This is a genomic window from Kitasatospora sp. NPDC059673 (genome assembly GCF_042734215.1).
Lineage (GTDB): Bacteria > Actinomycetota > Actinomycetes > Streptomycetales > Streptomycetaceae > Kitasatospora.
Map to the genome: position 1 here is coordinate 1 of NZ_JBHWEN010000012.1, position 17,988 is coordinate 17,988.

The 17,988-nt window shown below is 72.8% G+C and carries 13 protein-coding genes, 1 rRNA gene and 1 pseudogene; 7 read left to right on the top strand and 8 right to left on the bottom strand.

Features of this window, described 5'->3' with window-relative positions; translation table 11 throughout:
• Nucleotides 1-91, top strand: a 5S ribosomal RNA gene (gene rrf / locus ACFV18_RS15955); the annotation flags it as partial.
• Between the two features lie 79 nt (nt 92-170).
• Here the strand turns inward: rrf and ACFV18_RS15960 are convergent.
• From ACFV18_RS15960 to ACFV18_RS15985, 6 genes are all read right to left on the bottom strand, one after another.
• On the bottom strand, nt 171-647 hold the full coding sequence (locus ACFV18_RS15960) for a hypothetical protein (RefSeq protein ID WP_380483482.1): 477 nt from the start codon (nt 645-647) through the stop codon (nt 171-173).
• A gap of 96 nt (nt 648-743) precedes the next feature.
• Nucleotides 744-2,057 (bottom strand): DUF58 domain-containing protein, encoded by a 1,314-nt coding sequence (locus ACFV18_RS15965; protein ID WP_380483484.1) that lies wholly within the window; start codon nt 2,055-2,057, stop codon nt 744-746.
• A gap of 74 nt (nt 2,058-2,131) precedes the next feature.
• Nucleotides 2,132-3,118, bottom strand: a complete 987-nt coding sequence (locus tag ACFV18_RS15970; protein ID WP_380483486.1) for an AAA family ATPase — start codon at nt 3,116-3,118, stop codon at nt 2,132-2,134.
• Nucleotides 3,115-4,353, bottom strand: a complete 1,239-nt coding sequence (locus ACFV18_RS15975; RefSeq protein WP_380483488.1) for a DUF4350 domain-containing protein — start codon at nt 4,351-4,353, stop codon at nt 3,115-3,117. Before ACFV18_RS15975 ends, ACFV18_RS15970 begins: the two co-directional genes overlap by 4 nt.
• Nucleotides 4,350-5,024 carry a DUF4129 domain-containing protein gene (locus ACFV18_RS15980; RefSeq protein WP_380483490.1) on the bottom strand — a complete coding sequence of 225 codons (675 nt, stop codon included), beginning with the start codon at nt 5,022-5,024 and terminating at the stop codon, nt 4,350-4,352. Before ACFV18_RS15980 ends, ACFV18_RS15975 begins: the two co-directional genes overlap by 4 nt.
• Before the next feature lie 5 nt (nt 5,025-5,029).
• Nucleotides 5,030-6,133, bottom strand: a complete 1,104-nt coding sequence (locus tag ACFV18_RS15985; RefSeq protein WP_380483492.1) for a glycerophosphoryl diester phosphodiesterase membrane domain-containing protein — start codon at nt 6,131-6,133, stop codon at nt 5,030-5,032.
• 228 nt (nt 6,134-6,361) lie between these two features.
• Between ACFV18_RS15985 and mtrA the strand changes: the two genes are divergently transcribed.
• The 3 genes from mtrA to ACFV18_RS16000 are packed head-to-tail and all read left to right on the top strand — an operon-like array spanning nt 6,362 to nt 11,041.
• A complete protein-coding gene (mtrA, locus tag ACFV18_RS15990) occupies nt 6,362-7,039 on the top strand; it encodes an MtrAB system response regulator MtrA (protein WP_030459579.1) in 678 nt (225 codons plus the stop codon).
• A 2-nt stretch (nt 7,040-7,041) separates the two neighbouring features.
• The gene (gene mtrB, locus ACFV18_RS15995) at nt 7,042-9,150 is read left to right on the top strand and encodes an MtrAB system histidine kinase MtrB (RefSeq protein ID WP_380483494.1); all 2,109 of its coding nucleotides are present in this window, start codon (nt 7,042-7,044) and stop codon (nt 9,148-9,150) included.
• The gene (locus tag ACFV18_RS16000) at nt 9,125-11,041 is read left to right on the top strand and encodes an LpqB family beta-propeller domain-containing protein (RefSeq protein WP_380483496.1); all 1,917 of its coding nucleotides are present in this window, start codon (nt 9,125-9,127) and stop codon (nt 11,039-11,041) included. Before mtrB ends, ACFV18_RS16000 begins: the two co-directional genes overlap by 26 nt.
• Here ACFV18_RS16000 and ACFV18_RS16005 read toward each other — a convergent pair.
• Nucleotides 11,025-11,804 (bottom strand): ComF family protein, encoded by a 780-nt coding sequence (locus tag ACFV18_RS16005; protein ID WP_380483498.1) that lies wholly within the window; start codon nt 11,802-11,804, stop codon nt 11,025-11,027. The genes ACFV18_RS16000 and ACFV18_RS16005 overlap by 17 nt on opposite strands.
• A 368-nt stretch (nt 11,805-12,172) precedes the next feature.
• Between ACFV18_RS16005 and hpf the strand changes: the two genes are divergently transcribed.
• Both hpf and ACFV18_RS16015 read left to right on the top strand, forming a co-directional pair.
• Nucleotides 12,173-12,865, top strand: coding sequence for a ribosome hibernation-promoting factor, HPF/YfiA family (gene hpf / locus ACFV18_RS16010; protein WP_380483500.1), 693 nt, complete (start codon nt 12,173-12,175; stop codon nt 12,863-12,865).
• A 225-nt stretch (nt 12,866-13,090) separates the two neighbouring features.
• Nucleotides 13,091-13,759 (top strand): annotated as a pseudogene (locus tag ACFV18_RS16015) (response regulator); the annotation flags it as partial.
• 18 nt (nt 13,760-13,777) lie between these two features.
• Here the strand turns inward: ACFV18_RS16015 and ACFV18_RS16020 are convergent.
• A complete protein-coding gene (locus ACFV18_RS16020) occupies nt 13,778-14,944 on the bottom strand; it encodes a winged helix-turn-helix domain-containing protein (RefSeq protein ID WP_380483502.1) in 1,167 nt (388 codons plus the stop codon).
• A gap of 219 nt (nt 14,945-15,163) precedes the next feature.
• Here ACFV18_RS16020 and secA point away from each other — a divergent pair, with 219 nt between their 5' ends.
• Nucleotides 15,164-17,941, top strand: coding sequence for a preprotein translocase subunit SecA (gene secA / locus ACFV18_RS16025; RefSeq protein WP_380483504.1), 2,778 nt, complete (start codon nt 15,164-15,166; stop codon nt 17,939-17,941).
• Nucleotides 17,942-17,988: the final 47 nt, after the last annotated feature.

The window sequence follows — 17,988 nt, forward strand, 5'->3', positions numbered from 1 at the left end:
GCCCGGTTACATTCCGAACCCGGAAGCTAAGCCTCACAGCGCCGATGGTACTGCAGGGGGGACCCTGTGGGAGAGTAGGACGCCGCCGAACAATTTTTCTGGAAAGGGCTCCAGCCATTTGGCTGGGGCCCTTTCTGCATTTCCCGGGGATTTCCGGAGACGGGCAAGGCCTACCGCACCGGTCCGCGCTCGTCGATGAACACCGTCGGCGCCGACAGGAACACGTCGGCGTCCATCGGCCCGTAGGCGACGTTGAACGTGTCGAGCCAGTAGGACCAATCACGGACCCCGGCCGCGCTGCTGAAGCGGTAGTTCAGTTGCCAACGCACCCACTGGCCCGGCTGGAGCCGTACCGCCGGCGGCCTGCGGTGGCGAGGGGGCAGACCGTAGAGAGGGTCAACGCGGGGGAGCACGCGCAGTCGGCCCTCGGTCTCCTGAAGGCTGATCTCGACGCTACGACGCTCCGCCCGGGTCTCCCGCGGCTCGAAGCGGTGGTCCTCGTGCATGCGGACGACGTGCGCAGAGGAGGGAGCCAGGTCCGATGGCAGCACGAAGCCCACGGGGGCCGCGTTTCTGCGCGTGGCGGCCTCGCCACCTCGGGACTGCTTCGTCCAGGACGTCCTGACCCACTGCACCGTGATCTCCACAGCACTCACCTCCCCGCGAAGGATATGAAGACCGGTGAACAGAAAGACCCCCAGCCCTCCGGGCAACCGGTGGCTGGGGGTGGGGCCGGGGGGCGGTCAGAGCCGGCCGGCGGCCTTGAGGCTGAGGTAGGTGTCGGCGAGGGCGGGGGCGATGGACTCGGGCGGGGCGTCGAGGACGGTGATGCCGCGGCGGGTGAGGAGGTCGGCGGTGCGGCGGCGGTCGGCGCGGGTCTGTTCGGCGGCGGCGGCGCCGTAGACGTCGCGGACGGTGACCCGGGGGGTGTTGACCAGTTCGTCGAGGCGGGGGTCGGCGACGGAGGCGATGACGACCTCGTGGCGCTTGGTGAGGAGGGGGAGCTGGGGGAGCAGGCCGTCCTCGATCTGGTGGGCGTCGAGGCCGGTGAGGAGGACGATCAGGGAGCGGTGGGGGGCCATCCGGAGGGCGGTGGAGACCATGGCGCGCAGATCGGTCTCGATCAGGGCGGGTTCCAGCAGGGCCATCGCGTCGGTGAAGGCGGGGAGGATCTCGGAGGGGGAGCGTCCGGCGACGGCGGTGCGGCGGTGGCGGTCGTGGGCGAGCAGGTCGACCCGGTCGCCGGCCTTGGTGGCGAGGGCGGTGAGCAGCAGGGCGGCGTCGAGGGCGGCGTCCAGGCGGGGGGCGTCGCCGACGCGGCCGGCCGAGGTGCGGCCGGTGTCGAGGACGATGAGGACGTGCCGGTCGCGTTCGGGGCGCCAGGTGCGGACGGCGACGACGCTGCGGCGGGCGCTGGCGCGCCAGTCGATGGAGCGGACGTCGTCGCCGGGGAGGTATTCGCGCAGGGAGTCGAACTCGGTGCCCTGACCGCGGGTCAGGACGGAGGTGCGGCCGTCGAGTTCGCGCAGGCGGGCGAGGCGGGACGGGAGGTGCTTGCGGCTGGCGAAGGGCGGCAGGGCGCGGATCCGCCAGGGGGCGTCGAGGGTGGCCTGGCGGCCGGCCAGGCCGAGCGGGCCGAGCGAGCGGATGGTCACTCGGCCGCTGTGGTGGTCGCCGCGCCGGGTGGGGGCGAGGCGGGTGGTGAGGCGGCGGCGTTCTCCGGCGGGGACGGTGACGGAGTGCCGGGAGGCGGTGAGGGAGGTGCCGGGGGCCCAGGCGGAGGGATACCAGGCGTCGCGGATCCGGGCGCGCAGCGGGCGGCGGGACGGGTTGGCGACGAGCAGGTCGACGTCGACGGCTTCGCCGAGGCGGACGCTGGGATCGCCGGACCGTTCCAGGGTGAGGCGGCGGACGGGGGCGGCGAGCACCAGGTCGGCGACGACCGCGGCGAGCAGCGGCAGCATGACCACGCCGATGCCGGTCCAGGAGGGGAGCACGAGGCCGACCAGGAGGACGCCGAGGGCGGCGATGAGGGCCGTGCGGCCGGTCAGGGCCATGGGGTGCTGGGCTCGCTTTCTGGGGCAGTGGACGCGGAGGGGGAGAGGCGGGTGGCGCTCTCCCCCGGCGGCGGCTAGCGCGGTGCGGGCGTCTGGGAGAGGACGGCCTGGATGACGCTGTCGGCGGTGGTGCCTTCCATCTCGGCCTCGGGGCGGAGCTGGACGCGGTGCCGGAGGGTGGGCAGGGCGAGGGCCTTGACGTCGTCGGGGGTGACGTAGTCGCGGCCGGCCAGCCAGGCCCAGGCGCGGGAGGTGTTGAGCAGGGCGGTGGCGCCGCGGGGGGAGACGCCCATGGCGAGCGAGGGCGACTGCCGGGTGGCGCGGACCAGGTCGACGATGTAGGCGAGGATCTCGGGGGAGACCGTGAGGGCGCCGATCTCGGCGCGGGCGGCGGCCAGGTCGGCGGCGCCGGCGACGGGGCGGACCCCGGCCGAGGCGAGGTCGCGCGGGTCGAAGCCGGTGGCGTGCTTGGAGAGGACCTGGAACTCCTGCTCGCGGGTGGGCAGCGGGAGGATCAGCTTGAGCAGGAAGCGGTCGAGCTGGGCCTCGGGCAGCGGGTAGGTGCCTTCGTACTCGACCGGGTTCTGGGTGGCGGCGACCAGGAACGGCTCGGGGAGCTTGCGGGGTACGCCGTCGACGGTGACCTGCTTCTCCTCCATGGCCTCCAGCAGTGCGGCCTGGGTCTTCGGCGGCGTGCGGTTGATCTCGTCGGCGAGCAGCAGGTTGGTGAAGACCGGGCCGGGCTGGAAGGAGAACTCGGCGGTGCGGGTGTCGTAGACGAGGGAGCCGGTGACGTCGCCGGGCATCAGGTCGGGGGTGAACTGGATGCGCTTGGTCTCGACGTCGAGGGCGGTGGCGAGGGTGCGGACCAGCAGGGTCTTGGCGACGCCGGGGACGCCTTCGAGCAGGACGTGGCCGCCGCAGAGCAGGGCGACGACCAGGCCGGTGACGGCGGCGTCCTGGCCGACCACGGCCTTGGCGATCTCGTCCCGCAGGCCGGTGAGGGCGGTGCGGGCGTCGCGGGTCTGGCCGGGGTCGGTCTTGTAGAGCTGGTCGGTCACGGCTGTCGTACCTGCCATTCCATGTCGTCGAGGTCGTCGGCGAGCCGCAGCAGGGCGGCGTCGTCGGTGGGGGCCGGGCCGTACAGCAGCTGCTGGAGGTCGGCGGCGGGGCGTCCGAGCCGGGCGGCGGCGGCCTCGGTGAGGGCGGCCGGGTCGGGGTCGCTGGAGGTGTGCGGGAGGCCGAGGGCGGCGGCGGCCCGGCGGCGGGCGGCGCGGCGCAGGGTTTCGGCCGCGTGGCCGCGGGCGTTCGCGCGGTGGTAGAGCCGGGCGCGGCCTTCGGTGGTCTCGGAGGCGCGGACCACGGCGGGCAGTCGTTCGCTGAGCACCGGGCCGAGTCGGCGGGCGCGCCAGACGACGGCGAGCAGCGCGGCGAGGACGAGTTGCAGGGCGCCCCAGTACCAGCCGCTCGGGATGAGGTCGCCGGGGGTTTTGCGGTGCTCGGTGGGGCCGGCGGTCACGCCGCGGTCGAGGGTCTGCCAGACCAGCTGGTGGTGGGCGCCGAACAGGCCGAGGGCGAGTGCGGCGTTGCCTTCGCGGTCGAGGCGTTCGTTGGTGAACGGCCGGCGGCTGCCGACCACGATCACCTGCTGGGTGCCGGTGGTGCGGCTGACCAGGGAGTGATGGGTGCCGCCGTGCGGGTAGCAGCCGACGTCGTGGGTGCCGGGCTGGTAGCTCTCACCGCCGAGTTGGACGGCGCCGGCGTTGCCGGCCTCGGGCAGCGCGCAGGCGGGTTCGACGGCGGTGGTGCTGTCGCTGGCGGAGTAGTAGATGGAGATGCCGGGGGCGAAGGCCTTCAGGGCGGGCTGGTCGGGGAGGAGCAGCACCAGCCGGCTGTTGGCGCCGCGGTGGAGTGCGGCGAGCCGGGTGAGTTCCTGGGAGGACAGCGCGTCGGGGTAGCCGAGGACGACGGTGGTGTCGTCGGCGCGCAGGGCGGCGGCGAGTTCGCTCTCGGTGGCGGCGGTGCGGCTGGAGACGCCGCGCTGCTGGAGGAGCTGGTCGGCGGCGCGGGTGCCCTCGGGGGCGCCGGAGCGGGGGTCGTACGGTTCGTAGGAGCCGTTGTTGGGGATGCCGGCGACCATGGTGCCGACCAGCAGCAGCGCGAGGGCGGAGAGCAGCCACCAGCGCCACCGGCGCCACAGGGTGCGCAGCGTGGTGCGGGGTGCGGCGGCCGGTGCGGCGGTGGTGGGCTGCTCGGCGGGGTCGGCGGTGGCGGGCGGGGGTGCGGTGGTGGTCATGCGGTTCCTCCGCCGGCCGCCACGGGCGTGGGGCGGGTGCGTTCGAGGGCGCGGTCGAGGTCGGCGAGGAGCCGGTAGGACTGTTCGTCGGCGGTCCGTTCGCCGAACGCGATGTCGTCGAACAGCCTTGCGGCGGAGGCGAGTTCGCGGGCCCGGTCGGGCAGGGCGCGGCCGGCTTCGGCGGCGGCTTCGTCGGCGGTGCGGCCGGGGCGCGGGTCGAGGACGGTGCGCTCCTCCAGGCCGCGGACCAGGGCGCGCATCTGCTCGCGGACGGCGTCGGCCCAGGCGCCGCGTTCGGCGTGGGCGGCGGCGTCGGCGCGGTGCTGGGCGGCGCTGCGCGGGCCATCGGCGGCGAACAGCATGCCGGTGGAGCGGGCCTCGCGGCGGGGCGCGCCGTAGCGGCGCCAGAGCAGCACGGCGATGATCACGGCGAGCACGATCACCACGACCAGGGCGGCGCCGTCGCCGCCGCCGAGCGGGCTGCCGAGGCCGTTCAGCAGGTGGTCGATCTGGCGCTGGACCCAGTTCAGGAAGCGGTCGACCAGTCCGGGTTCGTGCTGGTGGTAGATGGATTTGCGGAGTTCTTCGTGCGCGGCGTCGCGGGCGGCGTCGCGCGGCACGGTGACCGGGACGCCGTCCGCGAGCAGCGCCCCTCCCCCCCGGAGTCCCATGGCGATCAGGCTCCCGGCGGCGGGTACTGGCCCGGAACGGGCGCGGTGGTGGGGGTCGGGTAGTGGCCGGGCAGGCCGACGGCGCGGGCGAGTTCGATGTCGAGCGCCTCGCGGCGGATCCGCTGGTCGATGTAGAGCAGGCCGAGCAGGCTGCCGGTGAGCGGGACGGTGAGCGTCTTGGCGAGGACGCCGCAGATCGCCATGACGCCGATGCTGATCGCGGCCTCCCCGTCGGTGGCGTACGGGTCGCCGGGGACGCCGCCGACGATCATGGCGATCAGCTGGCCGGGGACGGTGAGCACCGCGGCGAGCAGGCCGACGACGATCTCGAACACGAGCATGGCGCCGAAGACCCGCCACCAGGAGCCGCGGACCAGGCGCCAGGAGCGCTTGAGGGCGCCGATGACGCCCTGCTTCTCCAGGACCAGCGCGGGGGCGGCGAAGGTGAGCTTGACCCCGATCCACAGCGCGGGCACCACGGCGGGCGGGACGAGCACCAGCAGGGCGGGCTGGTCCGTGAAGCCGGTCAGCAGCAGCACCGGGACGAGCGGCACGGCGACCGCGCCGATCATGATCAGGGTGTGCACCAGGGCCAGGCCGGTCAGCCGGCCGAGGTTCGGCCGGGCCTGCGCCCAGGCGTCCTTGAGCGCGGTGTCACGGCCGAGCAGGCTGTTGCCGATGACGGGGGTGAACAGACCGGTGGCGATCACGCCGGCGAGCATTTCGAGCGGCAGCGTGTAGTAGGTGGAGAACGCCGCTTCCAGGTCGGTGCCGGAGACGTGGATCCACCAGGAGACTCCGGCCTGGACGAGTTCGAGGACGCAGGCGAGGACCAGGCTGAGCCCGAAGGCGGTCTTCCAGTACCTGCGGACGAGGGCGAACGAGCCGTCCAGCAGTTCACCGAGGCCGAGCGGGCGCAGCGGGATGATGCCGGGCGTCGGGCCGAGCGGCATGCCCGGTTGGGGCGTCGGGCCGAGCGGCATGCCCGGTCCGGGCGGCGGGGGTGCGGTGGTGGCCTGCGGGGCCGGGGGAGCCGAGTGGCCGGTTTCGGACGGGCCGGGCGCGGGCTCGGGAGAACCGGGTGAGGTCCAACCCGGGGTCTCGGACAATCGACGCTCCTCGTCGGGGCACCCTGGGCGCGGGTGCATCGGGGTGCCCATCGTGCCATGGTGCGCACGCGTACCCCAGGGGTATCCCGTTGCTGATCGGCAACGGTGCGGACGAGGCCGTCCAGCCGATACCTTTGCGATGGTATGACTGGTTCGGCCGACGGCCGGGGGGCCGGCAACGGAACAGCTGTGCGTCAGGTCACATTCGGGTGATGAGAAGATGGAGCCATGAAGGGACGTGTCCTCGTCGTCGATGACGACACCGCACTGGCCGAGATGCTCGGCATTGTGCTGCGTGGTGAGGGTTTTGAGCCGTTTTTCGTCGCGGACGGGGACAAGGCGCTGGCCGCCTTCCGGGAGACCAAGCCGGACCTCGTACTGCTCGACCTGATGCTGCCCGGCCGGGACGGCATCGACGTGTGCCGGCAGATCCGGGCGGAGTCGGGCATCCCGATCGTCATGCTGACCGCGAAGACCGACACGGTCGACATCGTGGTGGGCCTGGAGTCCGGCGCCGACGACTACGTCACCAAGCCGTTCAAGCCCAAGGAACTGGTCGCCCGGGTGCGGGCCCGCCTGCGCCGGGCCGAGGAGCCCACGCCGGAGCAGCTGACCATCGGTGACCTGGTGATCGACGTCGCCGGACACTCGGTGAAGCGCGAGGGTCGCGGCATCCCGCTGACCCCGCTGGAGTTCGACCTGCTGGTCGCGCTGGCCCGCAAGCCCTGGCAGGTGTTCACCCGCGAGGTGCTGCTGGAGCAGGTCTGGGGCTACCGGCACGCCGCCGACACCCGTCTGGTGAACGTGCACGTGCAGCGCCTGCGCTCCAAGATCGAGAAGGACCCGGAGCGCCCGGAGATCGTGGTCACCGTCCGCGGTGTCGGCTACAAGGCCGGGCCCAGCTGAGGATGAGTGACGAGCAGGCCTCCTCCTCCCCGTCGGACGAGTTCGCCGGCGGGGAGGCTGCTGTGCGCGGCGACGTGCTGAGTTCCACCACCGGCCGGCCGCGTCGGCGCCGGTGGTGGTCGGTGCTGTTCGCGCCGGTGATCCGGCAGTTCCGGCACCCGGTGGGCCGGGTGCTGGCGCTGTACCGCCGCTCGATCCAGCTGCGGGTGGTCGCGGCGACGCTGCTGCTGTCCTTCGTGGTGGTGCTGGTGCTCGGCGTGGTGGTGGTCGCCCAGGTGCGCACCGGCCTGCTGGAGGCCAAGCAGAAGGCCGCGCACGGGCAGGCCATCGGCGGCTTCCAGATCGAGCAGGACAAGATCAACGAGGCGATCAACCTGCAGGCCAAGGCCGGCGCGACCGCCGACCCGACCCGCGACCAGATCAACGCCTGGCTGACCAAGCAGGTCTCCGACCTGGCGTCCGGCGGCGCCGGCGTCTACTCGGTGATCGCGATCGGGCCCGGCGGCCAGGAGGACAGCGCCGCCAGCGCCGGCCTGCGCGGCAGCGCCCGTTACTCGGGCTCGATCCTGCCCGACACGATCACCCCCGACATGCGCGAGCTGGTCGCCGCCGAACCGTCCGTCCCGCACGAGCAGCCGGTCAAGCTGCTCCGCTCGCCGGACAGCCAGGCCAAGCCCGACGACAACAAGGGCCTGGCGATCGGCAAGCAGTTCAACGGCCCGGACGGCAACCCGTACCAGCTGTACTACGTCTTCTCCTTCTACCAGGAGACCAGCACCCTGAACCTGGTGATGGGGACCCTGGCCACCGCCGGGCTGTTCCTGGTCATCCTGCTCGGCTGCATCGCCTGGCTGGTGGTCCGCCAGGTGGTCACCCCGGTGCGGATGGCCGCCGGAATCTCCGAGCGGCTGGCCGCCGGACACTTCGACGAGCGGATGAAGGTCACCGGCACCGACGACATCGCCCGCCTCGGCGACTCGTTCAACCGGATGGCCAACGGCCTGCAGGCGCAGATCCGCAAGCTGGAGGAGCTCTCCCGGGTGCAGCGGCGGTTCGTCTCCGACGTCTCGCACGAGCTGCGCACCCCGCTGACCACGGTGCGGATGGCCGCCGACCTGATCTACGACAGCCGCGAGGACCTGGACCCGATGGCGGCCCGCTCCGCCGAGCTGCTCCAGGACCAGCTGGACCGCTTCGAATCGCTGCTCGCCGACCTGCTGGAGATCAGTCGCTTCGACGCCGGCGCGGCGATCCTGGACGCCGAACCCGTCGACCTGCGCGACATCGTGACCCGCGTCGTGGAGGCCGCCGACCCGCTGGCCCAGGCCAAGGGCAGCGCGGTGCTGATCCGCGGCGGCGAGAACCCGGTGATCGCCGAGGTGGACAGCCGCCGGATCGAGCGGATCCTGCGCAACCTGGTGGTCAACGCGCTGGAGCACGGCGAGGGCCGGGACGTGGTGATCCGGCTCGGCGCGGGGGACGGCGCGGTCGCCGTGGGCGTGCGCGACTACGGCATCGGCCTGAAGCCCGGCGAGGCCTCCCGGGTGTTCCACCGGTTCTGGCGGGCCGACCCGTCCCGGGTGCGCACCACCGGCGGCACCGGCCTGGGCCTGTCCATCGCGGTCGAGGACGCCCACCTGCACGGCGGCTGGCTGCAGGCCTGGGGCGAGCCCGGCGGCGGCTCGCACTTCCGGCTGACCCTGCCGCGCACCCGCGGCGGCGAGATCTCCCGGGCGCCGTTCCGGCTGGAGCCGGAGGACTCCCGGCACAACCGCGGCATGTCCTCGGTCGGCGCGCCCTACCGGCGCGCGGTGCGCGGCGGCGGCGAGCCCACCGCCGTCCCGGAGACCCCGGACACCACCGAGCGGCCCACCTTCGGCTCCGGCCTCGGCGGGGTGCTCAGCATCGGCCCGGGCCTGGGCCGGCCGAGCGCCGCCCCGGTCGCCGACCCGTCGGACGTCCGCGCCGGAGCCGCCGGATACGGTGCCACCGGCGCGCAGATCGTGGTGGACCGCAGCGGCCGCCCGACGCAGCCGGCGCCGCCCGCACCGGACGGCGCCGACACCGATCAGGAGGGGACCACCGGTGCACAGGAACGACAGGACGGCTGAGCGGCGGGCGCTCGCCCTGGGCGGGGTCGCACTGCTGGCGGCCGCCGCCACCGGCTGCGTCTCGATGCCCTCCGGCGGCCCGCCGCAGCGCCTGGAGGTGCCGCAGGGCGCCGCCGACGGCGTCCAGGTGCACGTCTACCCGGTCGCCCCGCACAAGGGCGAGAGCCCCGGCGACCTGCTGGCCGGCTTCCTCGACTCCTCCAACGCCGACCAGGCCAACTACGACACCGCCAAGCAGTACCTGACCGCGGACGCCGCCAAGCGCTGGCGCCCCGACGCGAAGGTGGTGGTGCTGGCCGAACCGCCCGCGCGGAGCCATCCCGTTCCGGGGCCCGACGAGACCACCGTGCCGATCAGCGTCACCGGCACGCAGGTCGCCCAACTCGACGGCCGGCACACCTACCAGGCGGCCCGCTCCGGCGACTACCAGGAGAAGTTCATCTTCGTGAAGGTCGCCGAGGGCCCCGACGCCGGCCAGTGGCGGATCGACCAGCTCCCCGACGGCCTGATCGTCGACCAGACCAACTTCAAGAACACCTACAAGCCGGTCCACCGGTACTTCTTCGCCGCCCCCGACCCGACCAGCGAACTCGCCCAGGCCAACCCGGTGCTGGTGCCCGACCCGATCTACCTGCGCCGCCGAATAGACCCGCTCACCGAGGCCGCCCGGGCCACCACCGAAGGGCCCTCGCAGTGGCTGGGCCCGGTGGTCACCACCACGCTCCAGGGCGTCAAGGTGGTCAGCGCCACCGCCGGCGACAACCGGGTCGCCGCGGTCAAAGTGGAGGGCGTCGAGCTCGGGAAGGACGCGAACAGCTGCCGGAAGATGGCCCAGCAGTTCTTCCAGACCCTGGCCGACCAGCAGGGCAAGCTGGACCGGCTCGACCTGTCCTCGCCCAAGGGCGGCTGCTCGATCGGCAGCGCCGAGGCCGCGCGGGTCGCGCCGGGCGCGCTGGCCGGCGGCGAGAACGGCATGCAGGCGTACATCCAGCTGGCCGACGGCCGGCTCACCCGCTACGGCCAGTCCGGCGGGGATCCCGTCCCGGCCAACGCCGAGCCCGTCCCGGTCGCCGGGGTGCTCGGCCAGCCCGCGCAGGGCAATCAGCCGCGGCCCGGCGAACTCGCCGTCCGCCGGGACGGCAACGCCGTCGCGGTGATCGACAAGGACGGCCGCAACCTTTATTGGGCCGGCCTGAACCCGTCCGACAAGTACGGCGAACCGATCGTCTCCAGCCACGCCGCGCAGGGCCTGGCCTCGCCCAGCTGGGACGGCCGGGGAGACCTGTGGCTGGTCGACCGCGACCCGGCCGTGCCCCGGGTGCTGATGGTGCGCGAGCGCACCGGGACGACGGGGCGCGAGCGCACCGGGACGACGGGGCGCGAGCGCACCATCGTCCCGGTGACCGTGGAGGGGCTGGACAAGCGCTCCGTGCAGTCGCTGCGGATCTCCTCCGACGGCACCCGGGTCGCGCTGCTGCTGCGCGGCTCCGACGGGAAGACCAAGCTGTCGCTCGGCCTGGTGGCGCACGGCGGCACCGCCACTGCCCCGACCGCCCGGATCACCGGGCTGCGCGAGCTCGCCCCGCAGCTCGCCGAGGTCGCCGCGGTCTCCTGGAGCGACACCGATCAGCTGGTGGTGCTCGGCAAGGAGGCCGACCGGCTGCAGCAGCTGCACTTCCTGGGCACCGACGGCTCGCAGTCCACCGACTCCCCGCTGCAGGGCGGCGAGTCGATGACGGCGCTGTCCGCCACCGAGGCCCGGGTGCAGGCCGACCAGGTCGGCCCGGCGGTGCTCGCCGCGTCCGGCACCGGCGTGTACCGGCTGAAGGACAACCAGTGGCACGCGGTGACCAGCAAGGCGACGCCCGCGACGTTCATCTACCCGGGCTGAGCCCGGCCTCCCCGGCCGGTGCGCCGCGCCGGCCGGGACCGGGGCCGCGCCGGGCCGCCGCCGCCACGGTGGCCGCCGCCCGCGGCGGGCAGCCCGCCGTGCGCAGCGCCCGGGCCGCCTCGGCGAGGCTGGCGCCGGTGGTGACCAGGTCGTCCACCAGCACCAGCCGGTGCCCGGCCAGCCGGGTGGCCAGCCGGGCCGGGACGGTCAGCGCCCCGTGCAGGTTGCGGTGCCGCTCGGCCGCGCCCAGGCCCGCCTGGTCGGCGACCGGCCGGGCCTGCCGCAGCACCGGGGCGACCAGCGTGGCCACCCCGCCGCGGCGCAGTTCGCGGGCGGCGGCGCGGGCCAGCCGCAGCATCGGATCGTGGCCCCGGGCCCGGGTGGCGGCGCGCGCGGAGGGCACCGGCACCAGCAGCAGCGGGGCGGCGCCCGCGCCGGTGGCGGAGCGGACCGCGGCGGCCAGCGCGCAACCGAGCGGGGCGGCCAGCCGCAGCGCGCCGCGTTCCTTGTGGGCGAGCAGCAGTTGGCGCACCGGCCCGGCGTAGGGGGCGGCGGCGTGCACCGGCGGCAGGCCGGGCGGTGGGCGCATCGGCCCGGCCGGCCCGGCGCCGGTGCCGTCGAGCAGAGCCCGGCAGGGCGGGCACAGGCCGGTGCGGCCGTCGCCGCAGCCGGCGCAGCGGGCCGGGATCAGCAGGTCGAGCAGGGCGGCGAGGACCGGTGCGGGGCCGGATCCGGGCCGGTGGGCGGTGCTGCGGCTCGTCACGGGACCCTCCGGAACGCTCGCCGGGCGGCGACTTCAGCCATACGGTGGGCGGTGTCAGGCGTGTTGTCCAGTCGTTTACCACCGTTTCACCCATAGGAGGGTAAACAGGGGGGAACAGCCGGACAGCTCAACGCTCGTCGGTACGTTCGTTCGACTGGGGAGGCGAGATCCCCGGGTGAGGTGTTGCATAAGGGCTCCAGGGGTTTCGAACGCTCCTGGTGGGGAGGAAGTGAGGTAAGGGGCCGGCGGTTTTCGCGGGTCTCCCGGGCGGTGTTCCGGGGGCGGGCGGTGACCGGCTGGTCCGGCTGGGTCTCACGCCGGTCCGGGACGCACTCCGGACCGGTCAGCACAAGGGATCGGAGTTCTGCGTGGACATCGTCGTCAAGGGCCGCAAGACCGAGGTGCCCAAGAGGTTCCGCGAGCACGTGGCCGAGAAGCTGGAGAAGGTCCAGAAGTTCGACACCAAGGCGATCAGCCTGGATGTCGAGGTGTCCAAGGAGCACAACCCGCGGCAGGCCGACCGCTCCGATCGGGTGGAGATCACCCTCCGCAGCCGGGGCCCGGTGATCCGGGCCGAGGCGTCCGCCAACGACCCGTGGGCCGCGCTCGACCTGGCCTCGGCGAAGTTGGAGGCGCAGCTGCGCAAGTCCGCCGACCGCCGCCGGGTGCAGAAGGGCGGTACCAACGGGCGTGGCCCGCTGAGCGTCGCCGCAGCCACCGCCGCGCTGGCCGAACTGCCCGCGACGGAGGCCACCGAGGGCTTCAACGGGGCGGTCCGCAAGACCTTGGCGGGCAGCCTGGAGGTCGAGGGGGAGGGGCCGCTGGTGGTCCGCGAGAAGACCCACTCGGCCGCGCCGATGTCGCTGGACCAGGCGCTGTACGCGATGGAGCTGGTGGGCCACGACTTCTACCTGTTCCAGGAGAAGGACAGCGGGCTGCCGAGCGTGGTCTACCGCCGGCACGGCTACCACTACGGCGTGATCCACCTGAAGGAGGACCAGGCCGCGGCGGCCGACTTCGCCGGGGCCGGGGGCGCGATCAACGGCCCCGACGAGGAGTGAGTGGCGGCCGCGTCCGTCGAACCGAGGAAGTGGTGACCCCGGTGGCCGTCAACGGCCGCCGGGGTCACCGGCGTTCGGGGAGTCACCCAGCCGGGCGGTTCGACGTCACAGGGTGATCACAGGCCGTCCGGGGCGTGCAAAGATGGGCGCGTCACGTGACCGGAGGCGGGGGAGGACCGGATGGGGGAGAGCCTGGGCGCGGAGGACGCCGGCTACCCGCCGCGTCGCGCGGAGCCGATCCGGGTGCTGGTGGTGGACGACCACGCGCTGTTCCGCCGCGGCCTGGAGATCGTGCTCGCCGAGGAGGAGGACATCCGGGTCATCGGCGAGGCCGGGGACGGCGCGGAGGCCGTGCTGAAGGCCGCCGACCTGCTGCCCGACATCATCCTGATGGACGTCCGGATGCCTCGGCGCAGCGGTATCGAGGCGTGCACCGCGATCAAGGACGTGGTGCCCAGCGCCAAGATCATCATGCTGACGATCAGCGACGAGGAGGCCGACCTCTACGAGGCGATCAAGGCGGGGGCGACCGGCTACCTGCTGAAGGAGATCTCCACCGACGAGGTGGCCACCGCGATCCGCGCGGTGGCCGACGGCCAGTCGCAGATCAGCCCGTCGATGGCGGCCAAGCTGCTGACCGAGTTCAAGTCGATGATCCAGCGCCGCTCCGACGACCGGGAGCTGGTGCCCGCGCCCCGGCTGACCGACCGGGAGCTGGAGGTGCTCAAGCTGGTGGCCACCGGGATGAACAACCGGGAGATCGCCAAGGAGCTGTTCATCAGCGAGAACACCGTGAAGAACCACGTGCGCAACATCCTGGAGAAGCTGCAGCTGCACTCCAGGATGGAGGCCGTGGTCTACGCGATGCGTGAAAAGATCCTCGAAATAGGCTGAGTGAACGCTGATGGCCCGTCAGGCCAGCAGCTTCTCCAGCTCCGGCCGCAGCATCTCGTCGTCCAGCCGCTCGACCCGTACGTCCGAGCAGCCCACCCACTCGGCGGCCTCGCGCAGCGCCTCGGCGAGGGCGGGCACCGAGCGGGGCCCGTCCAGCGAGACCTGGCGGGCCACCAGGGCGGTGCCCTCGCGGGCCGGGTCCACCCGGCCGACCAGCCGGCCGCCGGCCAGCAGCGGCATCGCGAAGTAGCCGTGCACCCGCTTGTGCTTGGGGGTGTACGCCTCCAGCCGGTGGCTCATGCCGAAGATCCGCTCGGTGCGGGGCCGGTCCCAGATCAGCGAGTCGAACGGGGAGAGCAGGGTGGTGCGGTGCCGGCCGCGCGGCTCGCTCTCCAGCGCCGCCGGGTCGGCCCAGGCCGGGGCGACCCAGCCCTCCACCTCGACCGGGACCAGGCCGGAGGCGGGCAGCGCCGCGTCCAGCTGGGCGCCCTTGAGGCGGTGGTAGTCCATCAGGTCGGCGCGGGTGGCCACCCCGAGCGCCGTGCCGGCCTGCGCCACCAGCTGCTCCAGGCACTCGGCGTCCGTCAGGTCCTGCTCGAACAAATCGCCGGGGACCGCCCGTTCGGCGAGGTCGTAGACCCGCTTCCAGCCGCGCCGCTCGGTGACCACCACGTCGCCGAAGGCCAGGGCGCGCTCCACCGCGATCTTGGTGTCGGACCAGTCCCACCACCCGGCGGTCTTCTTCGCCCCGCCGAGGCCGGTGGAGGTCAGCGGGCCCTCGGCCCGCAGCTGGGCGATCACCTGCCCGTACACCTCCTCGGAGACCTGGTGGTTCCAGACCCGGCCCTTGGCCCGGTTGGCGCGGCGGCGGAACGCGAACAGCGGCCACTCCTCGATCGGCAGGATGCAGGCGGCGTGCGACCAGTACTCGAAGGCCGTGCCGTGCCCCCAGTACGCCTGCCCGACCGGGCGGCGACCGATCGCGCCGAGCCGGGCGAACGGCACCAGTTCGTGCGAGCGGGCGAGCACCGAGATGGTGTCCAGCTGGACGGCGCCGAGCCGGCGCAGCACGCCGCGGGCGCCCGCGCGGCGGTCGGGGGAGCCGAGCAGACCCTGGGCGCGCAGCGCGAGCCGGCGGGCGTGGTCGGCGGAGATCCGGACAGTCGGGGCAGGGGTCACGGCCATGGGGCGAGGCTAGGGCAGGGCACTGACAGTGCGGCCACGCCCGAGCGCTTTGACCGTTTGCACCCTGCTTCGGACGATGTGCCCCCAGGGGTGACACAGGAATAGCGTGCTGACGGACCTCCCGGGCGCTCGGCCTCCTCGCATACGATGGCCCGTACGGTGGGGTGGACTCCCCGCCGTCAGTCATCCAGAGCCGATCCAGGCAAGGAGCCCGCTCACGTGTCCGTCTTCGACAAGATCCTGCGCGCAGGCGAGGGCAAGATCCTCCGCAAGCTGCAGCGGATTGCCGCCCAGGTCAACTCGATCGAAGAGGACTTCGTCAACCTCACCGACGACGAGCTGCGCGCACTGACCGACGAGTACAAGGCCCGGCTCGCCGACGGGGAGAGCTTGGACGACATCCTCCCCGAGGCCTTCGCGACCGTTCGCGAGGCCGCCAAGCGGGTGCTTGGCCAGCGCCACTACGACGTGCAGATCATGGGCGGCGCCGCGCTGCACCACGGCCACGTCGCCGAGATGCGCACCGGCGAGGGCAAGACCCTGGTCGGCACCCTGCCCGCGTACCTGAACGCCCTCACCGGCAAGGGCGTGCACCTGATCACCGTCAACGACTACCTCGCCGAGCGCGACTCGGAGTGGATGGGCCGGGTGCACCGCTTCCTCGGTCTTGAGGTCGGCGTGATCCTGGCGAACATGACGCCGGCCGAGCGCAAGCGCCAGTACGCGATGGACATCACGTACGGCACCAACAACGAGTTCGGCTTCGACTACCTGCGCGACAACATGGCCTGGTCGCAGGACGAACTGGTGCAGCGCGGCCACAACTTCGCGATCGTCGACGAGGTCGACTCGATCCTGATCGACGAGGCCCGTACCCCGCTGATCATCTCCGGCCCGGCCGACCAGGCCACCAAGTGGTACAGCGACTTCGCCAAGCTGGTGCAGCGCCTGAAGATCGAGCGCGACTACGAGGTCGACGAGAAGAAGCGCACGGTCGGCATCCTCGAGGACGGCGTCAGCCGGGTCGAGGACTACCTGGGCATCGACAACCTCTACGAGTCGGTGAACACCCCGCTGGTCGGCTTCCTGAACAACGCCATCAAGGCGAAGGAGCTGTACAAGCGGGACAAGGACTACGTCGTGATCAACGGCGAGGTCATGATCGTCGACGAGCACACCGGCCGTATTCTGGCGGGCCGCCGCTACAACGAGGGCATGCACCAGGCGATCGAGGCCAAGGAAGGCGTCGAGGTCCAGAACGAGAACCAGACGCTGGCCACCATCACCCTGCAGAACTTCTTCCGCCTGTACGACAAGCTGTCCGGCATGACCGGTACCGGCACCACCGAGGCGGCCGAGTTCCACCAGATCTACAAGCTCGGCGTGGTCCCGATCCCGACCAACAAGACCCCCAAGCGGATCGACCAGCCGGACCTGATCTACAAGTCCGAGCCGGCCAAGTTCGCCGCCGTGGTCCAGGACATCGCCGAGCGCCACGAGAAGGGCCAGCCGGTGCTGGTCGGCACCGTGTCGGTGGAGAAGTCCGAGTACCTGTCGCAGGAGCTGCGCAAGCGCGGCATCCCGCACGAGGTGCTGAACGCCAAGCACCACGAGCGCGAGGCGCAGATCGTCGCCCAGGCCGGCCGCAAGGGCGCCGTCACCGTCGCCACCAACATGGCCGGCCGCGGTACCGACATCATGCTCGGCGGCAACCCGGAGCACCTGGCCGCCGCCGAGCTGGCCCAGCGCGGCATCACCCCGGAGGACACCCCGGAGGAGTACGAGGGCGCGCTGCCGGCCGCGATGGAGAAGGCCAAGGTCGCGGTCAAGGCGGAGCAGGAGGAGGTGCAGGAGATCGGTGGCCTGTACGTCCTGGGCACCGAGCGCCACGAGTCCCGCCGGATCGACAACCAGCTGCGCGGCCGCTCCGGCCGTCAGGGCGACCCGGGCGAGTCCCGGTTCTACCTGTCGCTGGGCGACGACCTGATGCGCCTGTTCAAGGCCGGCATGGTCGAGCGCGTGCTCTCCATGGCGAACGTCCCCGAGGACGTGCCGATCGAGTCGAAGATGGTCACCCGCGCCATCGCCTCCGCGCAGACCCAGGTCGAGCAGCAGAACTTCGAGATCCGCAAGAACGTCCTCAAGTACGACGAGGTCCTCAACCGCCAGCGCGAGGTCATCTACGGCGAGCGCCGCCGCGTCCTGGAGGGCGAGGACCTGCAGGAGCAGGTCGGCCACTTCATGGACGACACCGTCGCCGCGTACGTCAACGCCGCCACCGGCGAGGGCTTCGAGGACGACTGGGACCTCGACAAGCTGTGGACGGCGCTCAAGCAGCTCTACCCCGTCTCGCTGGACCTCGACGAGCTGGAGGAGGACGCCGCGGAGAACGGCGGCCTCACCCCGGAGTACCTCACCAAGGTCATCCAGGAGGACATCGCCGCCTCCTACGGCAAGCGGGAGGACCAGCTCGGCGACCAGATCATGCGCGAGCTGGAGCGCCGCGTCGTGCTGTCGGTGCTGGACCGCCGCTGGCGCGAGCACCTCTACGAGATGGACTACCTGCAGGAGGGCATCGCGCTGCGCGCCTACGCCCAGCGCGACCCGCTGGTCGAGTACCAGCGCGAGGGCTTCGACCTGTTCTCCGCGATGATGGAGGGCATCAAGGAGGAGTCCGTCGGCTACCTGTTCAACCTGGAGGTCCAGGTCGAGCAGCAGGTCGAGGAGGTGCCGGTGCCGGACGACGAGCAGGTGCTGCTGGAGAAGCTGGAGAAGGACGCCACCGTCCCCGGCGCCCGCCCGGAGATCCGCGCCAAGGGCCTGGAGGCCCCCGAGCGCAAGAAGCTGCACTACACCGCCCCGTCCGACGAGGTCGGCGGCGGCGTGGTCGAGGGCGACTTCGACGAGGACGGCCTGGTGCCCGACGGTGACGGACTGACCAGGGCCGAGCGCCGCAAGGCGGCCAAGGCCGCGAAGGGCCGGCGCCGCAAGAGCTGACCGGCAGCGCGTGCCCGACGGGGCGTCACCTCCTTCCCGGGGGTGGC

What these genes read in the sequence shown, in the direction of transcription:
- ACFV18_RS15965 (WP_380483484.1), bottom strand. Translation starts at nt 2,057, where the DNA reads ATGGCCCTGACCGGCCGCACGGCCCTCATCGCCGCCCTCGGCGTCCTC.
- mtrA (WP_030459579.1), top strand. Translation starts at nt 6,362, where the DNA reads ATGAAGGGACGTGTCCTCGTCGTCGATGACGACACCGCACTGGCCGAG.
- mtrB (WP_380483494.1), top strand. Translation starts at nt 7,042, where the DNA reads ATGAGTGACGAGCAGGCCTCCTCCTCCCCGTCGGACGAGTTCGCCGGC.
- ACFV18_RS15980 (WP_380483490.1), bottom strand. Translation starts at nt 5,024, where the DNA reads ATGGGACTCCGGGGGGGAGGGGCGCTGCTCGCGGACGGCGTCCCGGTC.
- ACFV18_RS16020 (WP_380483502.1), bottom strand. Translation starts at nt 14,944, where the DNA reads ATGGCCGTGACCCCTGCCCCGACTGTCCGGATCTCCGCCGACCACGCC.
- ACFV18_RS15975 (WP_380483488.1), bottom strand. Translation starts at nt 4,353, where the DNA reads ATGACCACCACCGCACCCCCGCCCGCCACCGCCGACCCCGCCGAGCAG.